The 14,689-nt window shown below is 47.4% G+C and carries 11 protein-coding genes; 4 read left to right on the top strand and 7 right to left on the bottom strand.

Features of this window, described 5'->3' with window-relative positions:
* Positions 1–102: 102 nt before the first annotated feature.
* Positions 103–474 (top strand): hypothetical protein, encoded by a 372-nt coding sequence (locus ACLUXO_RS05910; RefSeq protein ID WP_412136728.1) that lies wholly within the window; start codon positions 103–105, stop codon positions 472–474.
* Positions 475–531: 57 nt separating this feature from the next.
* Here the strand turns inward: ACLUXO_RS05910 and ACLUXO_RS05915 are convergent, their stop codons facing one another.
* Genes ACLUXO_RS05915 through ACLUXO_RS05930 form a run of 4 tightly spaced genes read right to left on the bottom strand, consistent with a single transcriptional unit; the run spans position 532 to position 7,828 of the window.
* A complete protein-coding gene (locus tag ACLUXO_RS05915; protein WP_412136729.1) occupies positions 532–4,284 on the bottom strand; it encodes an SbcC/MukB-like Walker B domain-containing protein in 3,753 nt (1,250 codons plus the stop codon).
* The gene (locus ACLUXO_RS05920) at positions 4,271–5,269 is read right to left on the bottom strand and encodes a hypothetical protein (RefSeq protein ID WP_412136730.1); all 999 of its coding nucleotides are present in this window, start codon (positions 5,267–5,269) and stop codon (positions 4,271–4,273) included. The genes ACLUXO_RS05915 and ACLUXO_RS05920 overlap by 14 nt, the downstream gene beginning before the upstream one ends.
* The gene (locus tag ACLUXO_RS05925; RefSeq protein WP_412136731.1) at positions 5,257–6,777 is read right to left on the bottom strand and encodes a hypothetical protein; all 1,521 of its coding nucleotides are present in this window, start codon (positions 6,775–6,777) and stop codon (positions 5,257–5,259) included. Before ACLUXO_RS05925 ends, ACLUXO_RS05920 begins: the two co-directional genes overlap by 13 nt.
* Positions 6,764–7,828: a DUF2399 domain-containing protein gene (locus tag ACLUXO_RS05930; protein ID WP_412136732.1), complete on the bottom strand. Its 1,065-nt coding sequence runs from the start codon at positions 7,826–7,828 to the stop codon at positions 6,764–6,766. Before ACLUXO_RS05930 ends, ACLUXO_RS05925 begins: the two co-directional genes overlap by 14 nt.
* Before the next feature lie 401 nt (positions 7,829–8,229).
* Between ACLUXO_RS05930 and ACLUXO_RS05935 the strand changes: the two genes are divergently transcribed.
* The 3 genes from ACLUXO_RS05935 to ACLUXO_RS05945 all read left to right on the top strand — a co-directional run bounded on the left by ACLUXO_RS05935 (position 8,230) and on the right by ACLUXO_RS05945 (position 9,868).
* Positions 8,230–8,808 carry a histidine phosphatase family protein gene (locus ACLUXO_RS05935; RefSeq protein ID WP_412136733.1) on the top strand — a complete coding sequence of 193 codons (579 nt, stop codon included), beginning with the start codon at positions 8,230–8,232 and terminating at the stop codon, positions 8,806–8,808.
* 157 nt (positions 8,809–8,965) lie between these two features.
* Positions 8,966–9,667 (top strand): TIGR00266 family protein, encoded by a 702-nt coding sequence (locus tag ACLUXO_RS05940; protein ID WP_412136734.1) that lies wholly within the window; start codon positions 8,966–8,968, stop codon positions 9,665–9,667.
* A 63-nt stretch (positions 9,668–9,730) separates the two neighbouring features.
* Entirely contained in the window at positions 9,731–9,868 is a 138-nt protein-coding gene (locus ACLUXO_RS05945) for a hypothetical protein (RefSeq protein WP_412136735.1), read from the top strand.
* 61 nt (positions 9,869–9,929) lie between these two features.
* Here the strand turns inward: ACLUXO_RS05945 and ACLUXO_RS05950 are convergent, their stop codons facing one another.
* The 3 genes from ACLUXO_RS05950 to ACLUXO_RS05960 are packed head-to-tail and all read right to left on the bottom strand — an operon-like array spanning position 9,930 to position 14,548.
* Positions 9,930–11,744, bottom strand: a complete 1,815-nt coding sequence (locus ACLUXO_RS05950; RefSeq protein ID WP_412136736.1) for an ABC transporter ATP-binding protein — start codon at positions 11,742–11,744, stop codon at positions 9,930–9,932.
* A complete protein-coding gene (locus ACLUXO_RS05955; protein ID WP_412136737.1) occupies positions 11,737–14,091 on the bottom strand; it encodes an ABC transporter ATP-binding protein in 2,355 nt (784 codons plus the stop codon). The genes ACLUXO_RS05950 and ACLUXO_RS05955 overlap by 8 nt, the downstream gene beginning before the upstream one ends.
* Positions 14,078–14,548 carry a MarR family winged helix-turn-helix transcriptional regulator gene (locus ACLUXO_RS05960; RefSeq protein ID WP_412136738.1) on the bottom strand — a complete coding sequence of 157 codons (471 nt, stop codon included), beginning with the start codon at positions 14,546–14,548 and terminating at the stop codon, positions 14,078–14,080. Before ACLUXO_RS05960 ends, ACLUXO_RS05955 begins: the two co-directional genes overlap by 14 nt.
* Positions 14,549–14,689 lie beyond the last annotated feature (141 nt).

Raw genomic sequence — 14,689 nt, forward strand, 5'->3', positions numbered from 1 at the left:
TAAATGACACAATTTGATATAATCTGACCCAATATTCTCTAACATAATGGACTTGATCAACAGAAGTTGACTTTAGTGTGTAATTGAAGGGGATGAGAAAAATTGTTTACACAGAAGCAAAAGACGATTGTCTATCGGGTTTTGATGGCAATTTACCTAGTTGCTTTGGGGCCAAACTATACTTTTGGCTACGCAACACAAGACAATCTAACTAACCGTTTTTTCTTGATTGCTAATTTGCTGTCAATTGTCGCATTTATTCTGGCAGCTGTTTGGATTGACCGGCCGAAGTTTTTCAAGGCAGTGTCTGCTATGATGGTGATTGTGGCTATCTTGGCAGTAGTTCAGCTTGCCTTTCCAGGGCAGTCAGCTTATGCAAGGTACAGCAACGCTTGGGCAATCATTAACATTATCTGGGCTGTGTTAACCGTACTTTACCAAAAGCAGCAGCTTCAGATGAAGAAACACGCTTAGTTTAATTTAAACGCCAAAATGGCATGACTCCGTTAATTCGGAATCATGCCTTATTTTTTAGCGATTTTTTCTAACGATGCTCTGTTCTACAGAGATAAAGTGATTCTTGCCATCAACCGTATGGTCAATCAGGGTGAAGTAAGTCGTGTCCTTGCTGTTTTCTGGTACCGCAAGGCGGGCATTGTAGCCTGCAGCAATAAAGTTGTCTGCGATATCGTAGATATTCTTCAATAGCAGCTCTTGCTGTTCATCATCGATACCAGAGAAGGACTCGTCCATCAAGATGATCTTCGGAGCAAGTGGATTGCTCATCTTCTTTTCGTCCAGCTCCAAGACGATCAAAAGTGGTTCAAGGATCGCCCGGCTTCTTTGCCCTTCAGAGAAGGCATTAAGCTTCCGGTCAGTCATCTTTTCTGGGGCATCACCAGCATGGCGGCGGAAGCTGATGTTAAATCTGTACCATTTCTTGTAGTCAAATTCCTCATAGAAATGATCAACCAGTTCATCCCTGGTCATTTCATCGTTATTGTCCTTGATATAAGTCCAGAAGCGGTCCATCAAGAGGGTAACCGCGTTTTGGCTTTCCGGACTGTCGATAGAAGTGTTCCCAAAAGCTGCCAGGTAGTCCTTTCTGTAGTCAGGAATTTCACTGAAGCTGGTATAGAAGGAGATATGACTTGTCTGTTCCTTTTCCTTCAAGGACTTGCTGATCTGCTTGGTTAAAGTAGTCGCTTCGGCAGTGGCCTGGCGGATCTTTTGCAGAATCGTCGAGTTGTTAAGGTAGCGGGCCAGACGCTGAACTTCATCGTCAGCAGATGCCTGGAAGGATTCCAGCTGCTGGCGGATATCGTCATAGAGCTTGCTGAGTTCTAACTCCTGGTCACCGTAGTAGTAGTGAACCACTGCAATTTCATGCAACAAGTTTTGGACTTGAACGAGCAGGTAGTCGTTAATTTCAATGTCTTCAAATTCCAAACGCTTGCTGTTGTCGACCCGATAGTCTGTTTCGCCGTTAATGCTGTTAACGGCAATCATAGCCAGGTTGGCTTTACTTTGGTTGCTTGCCTTGACTTGCTCGCTGTTCCAATCATTAGGGGATGCATCCTTGACTTTCTCAGTTAAATTCAGTTTTTCCAGCAGATCAGTTACTGCTGCATACTCATGATCCAAATCTTCATAGGCTGCCTGCTTTTCTGGCAAACGTTCCTGGTAGTTAGTAAGATGATTGTTTTCTCGCTCCAACTTAAATTCGATTTCGTTAAGTTGCTTTTCAAGCTCCTTGAGCAGTTGGTCCAGTTCTTCCTTTCTGGCCAGCTGCTTTTTAGTTTCCGGGTCATTCTGGATTTCTTCCAGCTGCTTTTCAAGAGTCGCAATCTGAGCTTTAATTTCAGTCAGCCGGTCTTGCTTGTCCTGGACCTGCTTTGTCTTTTCAGATAATTCAGCGTGCGCTTGCTTGATCCGGCTTTCAGCACTAGCCAGCCGGTCCTTTTGCTTAAGCAGGTCATTTTCTTGCATAATCCGCTGGACTTGCTTGTCCTGGTATTTGTCCCAGGCCAGGCGGTAGTCAGCAAATTCCTTGCTGTCAGCTGGCAGGTCTGGGCAGAGCTCGCTAGTAAATTGTTCTTTTTGCCGGTGGAAGTCGGCTAGCTGTACTTGTAGCTTTTCTTGCTTCTTTAAGCGTTTGTCTTGTTCAGAAAGGGCATTATTATAGGCGATTTGCGCTTCGGTGACCTTGTCACTCTTTGGGAAATTAGCAGGATCTGCTTGTTTAAAGAGCTCTTGATAGCTGGCCAGCTTGTCTGCCAGTTCAGCTAAGTGCTGTTTAACTTGCTTGATTTCTTCTGTCAGCAGGGCAATCTGTCTTTCCCGTTCTTTTTGCCGGTTGCTTTCACCGATATGAGTGATCGCGGTGGCTTTCTCGCTGTGCACCTTGACACTGGCATAACTGATATGGCCATCTTTAACCGCAATCGTTTGTAAAAAATCATTGACCCGGTCGTCTTGACTGACTAAGTAGTCAGCCAGAGTTGGGAGATTACCGTTAATTACATTGCTAGTATTGACAGTAGAATTATCAGCCTCCAAGCCAGTCTTGATCTCCTGCCCATCAAAAAGGGCATAGAGGAGGTTAGAGTACTTTAAGTCGCTTTCCAGCTGCAACTGAAGGTCACTCGGCACGCCTTCTTTAAAGTCGATCAGTTCAAAAAGCTGCTTGCCGTCTTTAAACTCAGCTGTCGTTTCCGGCTTTGGCTGTTCTTGCAGCTTTTCCAAATCAGAGCTCAGTTGCTTTAACTGGGCCTTTTCAAGCCGAATGTCATTTTTGGTTTCAGCGATGGCTTCTTGGTACTGGCCTCTGGCATTTTCCAGCAGATGCCGTCTGTCTTCATAAACTTCCAGGCCAAATTCTGCCACTTGATCAAAGCTGATTTCTCTTTCCTTGAGCCAGGCACTTGTTTCTTGATCAAGTTCAGCAAGGGCAGAGGCAATGTTATCCGTGTAGACGGTCTCGTCAAAAGCATTAATTGCTTGATTTACAATGCCCAACTCGGTAGCCAGCTCCTGGTTTTGCTCAGCTAATTTATCCAGTTTATCCAAGAGCAGCTTTTGCTTCTTCAGCAGTTCCTTTGCGTCTGGGTACTTTTCTTCAAAATCAGCTTGAATTTGATACTTGGCAAGTTCTGTTTTGGTCGTTGCCAACCGGCCTTCAAGGATAACGAGAGCGTTCTTCTCTTTTCTGGCGTCCTCGGTATAAGCCAGCAGCCGCACCTCTGCATTCTTGCGGTCCTTTTGGGCTGCTTCAAAATCTCTTTCCCGGTTATTTCTTTCATCTTTAGTCTGAGTGATTTTTCGTGACAGCTGGTCAAGGTTTTTAGCATCAATCACGGCCTGCAGAGCTTGCTGTTCACCTTCTTTAGCCTTTAAATCCTGACTGACACTTGCCTGGTCACTCTTCAGCTGGGCGATTGCTTCTTCGGTTTCCGCAAGACTAGTCTTCAATTTCTCAAACTGTTCCTGCTTTTGGCCCAGCTCAGTTTTAGCCTTACCGTAGAAGTTCTGGATCTGGGCCAGAGTTGGCTTGTTGGTCAGACTTTCCCATTCTTCAGTCTTAGCCAGGGCGTTATTCAGCTTGTCCAATTCTGCCTTTTTCTTTTCTTCTTCAACCATGGCCAGGGCATTGTCGATAAAGTTTTCAACTGTTGCCCGGTCCGCGTAGTGGCTGAGGTTTGGCAAGGCAGTCTTTAAGGCACTGTCCAATTCAGCCGTGCTGCCAGTTTGCTTGAGTGGTGGCTTTTCAAAAGCGGCCAGGTGCTCAAAGTACTCCTGCATCTCACTTTGTGAGGCAAAGCCAAAGAAGAGCTGGTTGATGGCATTCTGGTAGTCAGCCTGGGTCTCATAGCGGCGTTCAACGTAGGGCTTGACGGCTCCGCGGAATTCCGGCCAGCTGGTTGAATAGGGGAGGTCATCACCTTTAACGCCTTGCTTTAAGACGTAGTAATAGTGGTTGGTATTGGATCCGTCGGCCGACTTGCTGTAGGCCAAAAGCAGGGTTTGCAGCAAATCATCTGCTTTAAATTCGGCCCAGGCAAAGCCGGCTTCGCCAGCCTTGATGTAGTAGTCCAGACTCCGCTTGTTGTCGACAATCCGCATGCTGCCTAAGAAGATCGTTGGGAACAGGGAGAGCATGGTCGCGGTCTTCCCGGACCCGTTTTCCCCGTTAAAAACAATCGACTGGGTATTGGCGTCAAAAGTCTGATTTCTGTAGTTGAAATAGTTATAGAAGCCAAAGCGGTTAAGCTTATAATTCGTCATCAGTCATTTCCTCATCTTTTACGATTAATCCGGTTAAAGAAGTGGTGAACCAGGTATCTTGTTCTTTTGTCAAAAGGCCGGTGTCTTGCTCTTTAGCAAGCAGGCCATAATAGGTCAGTTCATTTAAGAGCTCGCTTACTTTCATCTTCAAGCCAGTTGCTTTCTGTGACCCGGTCATAGTCTTGTAACTGCCAGTCTGCTTGGCCAGATTGACTAATTCTGGCAATTGGAAGCGGCTCTGACCGCTGTCATTGATCAATTGGACTAGTTCAACGGCCATGGCATCCAATTTGCTTTGCACTGTGTTAGGGAAATCCAGCTGGGAATAATTGAGCAGGATAAAGTAGTCGTCAACGTTGACTAAGCGTAAGCCTTGCCTTGTTTCATGGTTAAAAAAAGGCTCAAAAGAATTCTGCAGGTAGTTGTACTCATTTTTGCCCATGTTTTCCTTGCGGAAGAAGCCGTTTAACAGGAGTTCTTGCCGGGCAAGATCGTTACCAGTCTGCATCCCTTTCTCCAGATCAATCGGGTCCTGCGGCTTTGCCTGCTTGGTCAAGACATACAAGGAATCCTTGTCGTCCTGGTCCCGGAGTTCAATAATCCCGTCCTTTTCCAGCTTGGCGATGACCGGCTTCAAGTACTTGGACAATTCCACTGAGCTTGCCTCTGATAGATTTTCTTTGTCGTTGATGTAAGCCACAATGTCCTGGTAGAGGATGGTCATGCCGACTTGCAAGCTGGACAATCTGGCTAAAGTCTCATAGTAGACCCGGTATAAGAGGGGATCTGCCTGGACCCGCTTGTCAGCTTCAATGCCAACCGGCCGGGTCTTGGAGTAAGCCCGCAGATGCAGGTCCTGGTCCAAGACCAAATTGAACTTATCTTTCAAGTATTTGCTGATCGCCAGGCGGTTTTGCCTAATATAAGCGGTTGTCTTGCCAGCTAGAAGATTCGGCATAACCTGGCTCCAGTCTATTTCTGCCATCTGCTTTTTACCTCCAGTCTGCAATTGCATAAAATCAAGCTCTGTTTTGGTGATTCGATAGTCATGTTTTCTGTTTGGAATTGCTTGACCAAAAGATAGTCGCCAGTCGTTGCGCTAGCACTTAACAAGTCACCATCAGCTGAGAAGCGGTAATCAAAATGACTTTGCCCCAGCAGTTTTTGCAAAAAGGCAAACTCTTCGTCAGTCAAATTAGTTAATGGATTATTGATCAGATTTTGCCCTAGTTCTGCCTGCTTGGCTTTTTCTGCCGCGTGCCGTGCTTGTTCAGCCGCGAGTTCAGCTTTTTCCTTGTCATTCAGTTCCATGGACCGGGCAAGTTTCACTTCAGCCCGCTTGCGTTCTTTGGGCGTGAAGTTGTAGTGGATCTTTTCATCATCCAGGTTGTAACTAGCATGTTTGGACATAAACCAGTGGTGGTAGACAGGCGTGCCTTCATATTGGTCGAAAAGGAGGGCCATTTCCTGGGCTGTCATGCCAGCTTGAAAGCTCTGCGCTTGCGCTAAGAAGCGTTCAGCTCGCTCTTTGCTGACCTGGATCTCCCGGTTTTGTGAGATGAGGTCAATCAAGGCAAAAAACATGTCGCTCAAACGGTCTAAAAGGCTGGCGTATAAGCCGCTGCCATCCCGTTCGCTTTGGGCAATGTCTGCAATATTTCCAGCCATGATGTCGGACAATTCATCGCTGCTTTTGGTAGCGTTAAAGGCCAGCAGTTCATCGGCTAGGGGCTGGTAGAAGAGTTTGGGACCAATCTTCGTCTGGCTTTCCTCCAAGGCAAAAATGGCATCCAGGACTTCTGGAATCTTACTTTCAACCTTGTCGAGCACTTCCTTAACTACGTCCCGCAGCTTAAACAACTCCTGGTTCAAGTCGCCAGTGGTGTTTGCATCTGTTTCCAAGCGGAAGACCTGCATGTTCAGGTCATGGATGTTGGTCGCGAAGCTGTCGATCCGGTTCTTCAGCCGGTTGTAGATACCGTTGTTGTAGCCAAAAGACAAGTCATAAAGGGAGATACCATCTTTAAAAAGCTGCTGCTGCAATTCCAGATTCTCTGGGTCTGTAAGAAGGCCCTCAAGGCTTTCCTTTAATTCCCGTAAATTCTTGATCAGTTCATCAGTTTCCGTCATAGACAGGGATTCTCTGATCTGCTTTTGCAGGTTGGCGATCTTGTCAAAAGCCTGGAAGAGCTCCATGCTTTCGCTAGTCAAGGCATAAGCCGTGGTCTGCATGGCCTCTTTCATCGACCGGGCCTTAGCCTGGTTGGTTAAGGGGATGGACTTTAAGTTCTTGCTCTCAGACAGCTTTTTAAGGATCTTAGTGACTTCGTCATAGTCAGCTGAAAGCTGCTCGCTAAGCTGGAGGGGAGTATATTCCCCCATGGGGTGGCTGTTTAAATAGACGACAATGTCCCGGGTTGGGCCTGGAGTGGATACGGCTTTTAAAAATCCGTCCGCTTGGGACATGAAGTTCTGATTGTCATAAAAAATCATGGATGGCCTCTTCAAAAATCACACGTTTTTTCTTCTGGATCTGAGATAATACTTCCTGCAAATCTGGATTTTCTACTTCCTTGATCTGCTTGTCTTTTGCCGGCGGGACACTGGCTTGGTAGTGCTCTTTATAGGTCTTCAGATCCATGTTTAGAAGGTGGATCTCTGGAAACTCTAATAAAAGATTGTCCGCGATCTTGATCCCGCTTTGGTCCAAATCGCCAGAATAGTAGAGCTGGCAGGAATTTATTAGCAGGCGCTTGATCAGCTTTTTCGTGGCAAGATTGACCTGTCCGCCCGTGCAGACGAAGGCCCGGTCTGGAAACTTGCTAGCCAGTGCAGTAGTCACGCCAGAATTTTCATGCAGGTAGACCTTGATCTTTTCTGGTAAAACAATTTTGTCAATATCCGGCAGGGCAATGATGTCGTAGGTTAAGGGAGTGTCCAGCAGATTGGCGGTCATCGCGAAATTGTAGAGCTGGTCGGGATAGACATTGAAATCTTCTAAAGTTGCTTCTTCACCTAGCTGGGCTTGGATGATTTTTTCCAAAAGCCCGCGCCCCCGTCTTCCCCGGTCAAAGGCATGGGGGTCGCCTAGTACTTGCAAGGCAAAAGTTGGAAGCAGGACTCCTTCAACTGGTTTCTCCCAGGCCTTTGCCATTTTTTGGTAAAAGGCGAGGTCAGAGATGATCTGTTTCTCTGAGAAATTTTCGGCAAGAAAAGCCGCGTAAGCTGGAGCTACGTCTTCTTTGAACTTGTCTAGTTTAACCTGGTCAGCACTGGCTTTTAGCTTGCGTTTATCCTTTTTAGAGAGCAGGGGGCCATATTTGTCTTCCAGCACTTGATAAACTTCAGCCGGGCTCTTGCCATATTGTTTGAAAATCTGGTAGCAAGGGATTCTGTAATTGCCGTCTTTATCAAGCTTGGCCTTAGTCAGCAGGCCAAGGTCGAGCAGGTCAGACTTAGTCAATGTTACCCGCCAATTTTTAAGCTGCTGGTCTTCACCTTTTTCAAGATAGAGGTCTCTGGTCAGAGCAAGCCAATCGATCATGATTTTTGTCCCTTTTCCTTCTAAGCTAGTTCAGTTTAAATGCTGAATAATCTAAGCAAAATGCTTTGTCATTTCCATGATACCAGATAGAACAAGCTTTTATCGGGAAAAGAGGATCTTCTTTATGATCCCATCGCTTCGGATCCAGAATATGGGAAAAGGCCAAAAAATTAAAGAGGGGGTAAGTTAACTTCAGTCTGATATCTCAAGCAACTCTTAGCAAGTGGAAAAAGTGTAAGAAGGCAGTCAGAGCAATGATTTAAGCAGGTATAGCTCCTAATTTTTTGTCCGTCCGCGCTGGTCCGTTTTTATTGGAGCATTGTCAATTTCCATTAGTTTGCGAAAAAATGCTATAATTTTCTGTGAAAGCGCTATAGAAATGTGAAAAGGGGCAAATTTAGATGGAAAAAATACTGTATCTCATGCGGCACGGACAAACCTTATTCAATGTTGAACACAAGATCCAGGGTTGGTGCGATTCACCTTTGACTGAATTAGGGATTAACCAGGCCAAGATCGCTGGCCGCTACTTTACAGATAACAAGATTAAGCTGGACCACTGCTATGCAAGCACGAGTGAGCGGGCTAGTGATACTCTGGAACTGGTTACTGGCGGCAAAATGCCTTATACCCGGCTCAAGGGGATCAAGGAATGGAATTTTGGCCGGTTTGAAGCGATGGATGAATTTTTGAACCCACCGCTGCCTTACGAGGACTTTTTCGTCAAATATGGCGGGGAAGATCAAGAGGAAGTCGGGGAGAGAATGGCTAAGACCTTGAGCCAGGTCATGGAGCAGGCAGACCACCAGTCAGTTTTAGCCGTATCGCATGGCGGTGCCATGGCCTGCTTCTTGCGTTACTACAAGCAGCAGCTGCCACATGGGATGAAGAACTGCATCATTCTTAAGCTGAAGTATGACGACGGGCAGTTTACCCTGCTGGAGCACTTTGAACCTGATTTCAGTCAACTGGACCAGTAAATATTTTCATCATGAAGTATTCAAGCTGACTTTCTTTGTTTTTTAAAGGAAATTCCTTTTGCGGGAGAAAGCGTTTTTTTGCTATAATATAGACAAGAAAGAGCATTTAAGATAAATATCAGATTTTGCTAAGGCAATAGAAAAGAAGAGGGATATCATGAAGTACGAATTGAGCGGCGGGAATACCTGCCCATTAGCAACTGTAACCCTCGATAAGGGTGAAAGCATTAAAGTCGAAAACGGCGCCATGGTGTACATGAAAGACGTCACTATCGCCGGAAAGATGAACTCCAGCAAGAAGGGCCTGGGCGGTTTGCTCGGCGCGATTGGCCGGAGCTTGACCAGTGGTGAAAGCATGTTTATCACCCAGGCAACTGGGGATGCGGACGGCGGACAAATTGGGGTTGCGCCGGCAATTCCTGGCAAGATCGAAAAATTATCCGTCGGCAAGCAGCAGTATTGCTTGAACACCGGTGCCTTTCTAGCAAGTGACGACAGCGTCAGCTACAAGATGAAGAGTCAGAATTTTAGCAAGGCGGCCTTTGGGGGAACCGGTGGTTTCTACGTAATGCAGACTGAAGGTGAAGGCGATATGCTGGTTAACGCCTTTGGTGACTTAGTTGAACTGACCGTGACCAGCGATAAGCCGATTTCAATCGACAACGAACACGTTGTGGCTTGGGATGCAAACCTTGACTACGACATTAAAGTAGCGTCAGGGATGTTTGGCTTTACCTCTGGTGAAGGCCTGGTTAACCACTTTACCGGGGATGGCAAGGTTATCATCCAAACTCGTAACCTACATTCACTGGCAGAAGCCTTGCAACCTTTTATTGTTGAGAAGGATAGTAACAGTTAAAGAAAAAACGGGATTAGCTATGCTGGTCCCGTTTTTTGCTTAGTCTTCAACCAAGTCGAAATCATGCTCTACGTAAATGACCCGGAAAAATGTGCCACGTTCTGGAGTGAACAAGTTGGCTTTATTGTGAAAGAAGCAGGCGAAGGCCACCTGCACGAATTGAATATTCCGACTTTCATCGCGACCAGAAGCGTGAAATAGCAAAAGCCACCAAGTTTAAGCTTGCTGGCTTTTAATGTATCCAAAATGATTTACTTTTTTCTTATTCTTCACCATGCTCAAATTGTGATTGGTAAAGGTCGGCGTAAAAGCCCTTCTTTGCCATCAAGCTGTCATGGTTGCCGACTTCAACGATATCCCCGTCCTTCAAAACGATGATGCTGTCGGCATCCCTGATCGTTGACAAGCGGTGGGCAATAACAAAAGCCGTCCGCCCCTGCATCAGCCGGTCCATCCCTTGCTGAATCAAGAGCTCAGTCCGGGTGTCAACTGATGAGGTTGCTTCGTCCAGAATCAAGATCTTCGGATCCTTGACAAAAGCCCGGGCAATCGTCAACAGCTGCTTTTGTCCGGCGGAGATATTGCTGGACTCTTCGTTAATCATGCTGTCATAGCCCTCTGGCATCTGCTCGATAGAGTGGTCAGCATGGGCATCGATTGCCGCTTGCCGCAATTCTTCATCACTGGCATTGAGATTGCCATAGCGGAGGTTCTCCTTAATCGTTCCGTTGAAAAGCCAGGTATCCTGCAAGACCATCCCAAACATGGACCGTAAATCCAACCGCTTCATCTTGCTGATATCCTGGCCGCCAATCGTGATCTTCCCGCTGTTTAACTCGTAAAAGCGCATCAAGAGCTTGACTAGGGTGGTCTTGCCGGCCCCAGTAGGCCCGACGATGGCAATCTTTTGTCCGGCAGAAACATCCAGGCTGAAGTCCTTGATGATGATCTTGTCTGGATTGTAACCAAAGCGGACATGGTCAAAAGTCACATCGCTAGGCAGTTCGGCTACTTCTTCGGTAGAAATTTCCACCTCTTCTTCCGGCATCTCTTCGGCTTCCAAGAAGTCAAAGACCCGTTCACTAGCTGCCGCCGTTGACTGGAGCAGGTTGATAATCTGCGCCATCTGCGTGATTGGCTGGGTAAAGCTCTTCACATACTGGATAAAGGCTTGAATGTCCCCAATCGTGACCACGCTGTTGACCGCCAGGAAACCGCCAGCGATACAGATGCCAACATAGCCGATATTGCCGACCAGGTTGGAAATTGGCATCATCAAAGAGCCAAAGAACTGGGACTTCCAGCCGGAAGTGTAAAGCTCATCATTGTACTTCTTAAAAGTTGCCACTGACGCAGCTTCACCGTTAAAGGCCTGGACGATCTGGTGGGCCCCATACATTTCTTCGATGTGACCGTCCGCGTCACCTAAGGCCTTTTGCTGACCGATATAGTACTTTTGCGACCGGCTCATGACCATTCCTAAGATGCCGAAAGTCACTGGCAAAATCGCTAAAGCAATCAAGGTTAATTGCCAGGAGATCGTAAACATCATAATCACGACCCCGACAACGGTCACGGTTGAAGTGATAATCTGGGCCATGGACTGGTTGAGCGATTGGGCAATCGTATCCACGTCATTAGTAATCCGGGACAAGATGTCACCGCTGGCATGCTTATCAAAAAAGCTGAGCGGCAGGCGGTCAATTTTTACCGCGATATCTTTTCTCAAAGAATAGGCCACCTTCTGGGAAATGCCCGAAGTAATCCAGCTTTGCACATAGTTGAAAAGCATGGACAGGAGGTAAAGGCCCAGGAGCAGCAGGAGGATCTTGTTGATATAGGTAAAATCAATTCCACCAGTATTCTGGATCTTGGCGCTGATCCCGGCGATCAGCTTGTCAGTTGCCTTAGATAAAATTTTCGGCCCGATAATGGAGAAGACGGTCGAAGCAATCGCGAAAATGATTACAGCGAGCAAGGACCAGTAATAAGGCTTTAAGTAGCGGAAGAGTCTGGCAAAAGTTCCGGAAAAGTCCTTTGCCTTCTCAGTTCCTCTTGAGTTGCCATGGTTATGCATCGGCTAATTCCTCCTTTGAAAGCTGTGAGTAGGCAATTTCCCGGTAAACCTGGCAGTTCTTGAGCAGGTCCTGGTGCTTGCCCTTGCCGACAATCTTGCCCTCATCCAAAACGATGATCTGGTCGGCATCCATGATTGACGCGATCCGCTGGCCAACCAAGAGGACGGTCTTCTTTTCCTTAGCGGCCATCTTGGTCAGTTCCCGGCGGACCTTGGCGTCAGTCTTAAAGTCCAGGGCACTGAAGGAGTCGTCAAAGACCAGGATCTCTGGATCCTTGGCCAAAGCGCGCGCAATTGCCAACCGCTGTCTTTGCCCGCCGGAAACATTGCTGCCGCCTTGGGCGATCGGGGCCTCCAATTTGCCTGGCAGGCGGTCAACGAATTCTTCTGATTGTGAGACCCGCAAGGCTTCTTCTAAGTGGGAGTCATCCTTTGCCCCATACAAGACATTAGATTTTACTGTCCCGGTCAAAAGCTGGCCTTTTTGCGGCACCAAACCGATCCGCTCACGCAGGTCTTGCAGGTCATAATCCTTAACATCAATTCCGTCAACCGTGACTTTACCGTTCGTAACGTCATAGAAGCGGGGAATCAAGTTGATCAAACTGGACTTACCAGACCCGGTTGACCCGATAAAGGCGGTCGTCTTGCCGGCTGGAGCAGTGAAGCTGATATTTTCTAAGGCTGCTTCCTGGCTGCCTGGGTAAGTGAAGGTCACGTCGTCAAAAATAACGCCCGTGTTTTCCTTGCCTGACTTACTTGCAGCTGGAGATTCAATCTCAGCTTCGGTTTCCAGGACTTCTGCCACCCGGCCGGATGAAATGCTGGCCCGGGGAATAAAGATGGCAATCATGGCCACCATTAAGAAGGCCATAATGATCATCATCGCGTACTGGACAAAAGCCATCATTGCCCCGATCTGCAGCTTGCCCAGATCGATTTGCTTGGCGCCGGCATAAACGATCACCAGAGCAATCGTGTTCATGATGAACATCATAAGCGGCATCAAGGTTGACATGACCCGGTTGGTAAAGAGGTTGACCTTGGTCAAGTTGCGGTTTGCTTCGTCAAAGCGGTCTTCACTGACTTTTTCATTGCCAAAGGCCCGGATGACCAGCATCCCGGTCAAGTTTTCCCGCATGGACAAGTTCAATTTGTCAATCAGCTTCTGGACAATCTTGAACTTCGGCATGGCCAGGCCCATGGTGATCATAAGGATGACAAAAATCAGCAGAATTACCAGGCCGATAATCCAAGTCATCGATGGAGATGAGTCCAGGGCGTGCAGGAGGGCTCCAATACCCAGGATTGGCGCGTAGGCCACCATCCGGATCATCAAGACAATTACCTGCTGGATCTGGGTGATGTCATTGGTTGACCGGGTGATCAAGGATGCGGTTGAGAAGCGGTCCATTTCCGTGTTGGAGAAGGATTCGACCTTTTCAAAAAGAGCCAGCCGCAAGTCCCGGGCCACGCCCGCCCCAACTCTGGAAGCTAAAAGGCCAGCCAAGATCGTTACGACGGAACCAAGAAGGGCGATGCCCAGCATCTTTAGGCCCGCAGTTTTAATGTAGCTGGTCTGCAGCTTGCTGGTTGAAGCACCCAGGCGCTTGTACTCAAGCTTGACTGCCCGGCCGCCGGCCATGTTCATGGTGCTGGTCCCCATCTTCTTCATCTGCTTGTCGATCGAGTCGTAAATCTTCTGCTTTTGTTTAGCAGTCATCTGCTTGAAGAAGTAGGCCAGGTCCTTTTTCTGGTAGGCAGTCTCCATTTCGTCAATTTGCTTTTTGGCCGCTTCCAGCTGCGCCTTCATTTTTACGGCCTGGGGAGCTGCAGGTGCAACTTTAGCCAGCTGCTGATAAGCTTTTTCCCCCTTAGCGTATTTGTCTTTAGCAGTTTTGATTCCCTTAGAGATATTCTTGAGGAACTTTTTGCTGGTATCTGAGTTCTTATTGCCGGTGAGGGTGTAGTAGAGGATCATCCCCCGTAGCATGGCCGTGTTCAGCTTGTCCCGGTCAGCATTTTTCTTTAAGACATAGAGATTTTTGCCTTTAGGAAAAGTCTGCTTCAAGTCATTGGAGACATCAGCTGCTTTGACATAGCGGTAGCTGGCCTTGATTGTCTGCTGGTGAGCCTTAGTTGAGTAAGTCATGACCTGCCGGTAGGTTTGAGGCGACAGGACATCAGCAACGCTGTCTTTAAAACCACCCGCCTGGATCCCGTTAGTCACAATATCACTCATATAGTCCGGCAGAGCTAGCTCAGTTTGGGCCTCACCGAAGATAAAAGCGATCGCCAACAGAATCGGCAGCAGGTAGGGCAGGATATATTTTCTAAGCTTGATCATCCGCTTCCTCCTTGATCATTGCTTCCAGATTCTGGCAAACCTGCTCATGAATCCGGATAATCTCCTGGAAATCTTCGTCGGTTAGGCCTTGGAACATCTGCATATTACACTTCTTCATCTTGGCTATGACTTCATCCAGCTCCTGGTTGGCCTTGGCGGTCAATTCCAGCCGGTACTTGCGCCGGTCATTTGGATCTGTCACCCGGACCAGGTAGCCGTCCCGCTCCAGCCGCTTGATCCGGCCGGACAGGCTGGCTTGGGTGATATGAAAGAGGTCGGCCAGGTCGGTCTGGTTGTAGTTGGTCTTCTTAATCGCGAACAACAGGCCTCCGGATTCCCGGGTTAAATGAATATCCTTGAACTCCTGCTGGTACAACTTATGCATGAGCATGTTCAAATAGGCTCTTTTTTGGATGATTTCTCCCAAACGGGGGTCCTCAAAATATGTGGGCTCCATTCTCCACCTCGCTTAAAATATTACTTAGCTTCCTAATAATTAACATACTAAGTATTTTACTTAGCTTGCTAAGTAATTGCAAGGGCATTTTTCAATTTATACAAAAAACGCCAGCAAATACTGACGTTTAAACTATTGAGT

Source organism: Lactobacillus delbrueckii subsp. bulgaricus, assembly GCF_046938665.1.
Classification (GTDB): Bacteria; Bacillota; Bacilli; order Lactobacillales; family Lactobacillaceae; genus Lactobacillus; species Lactobacillus delbrueckii_C.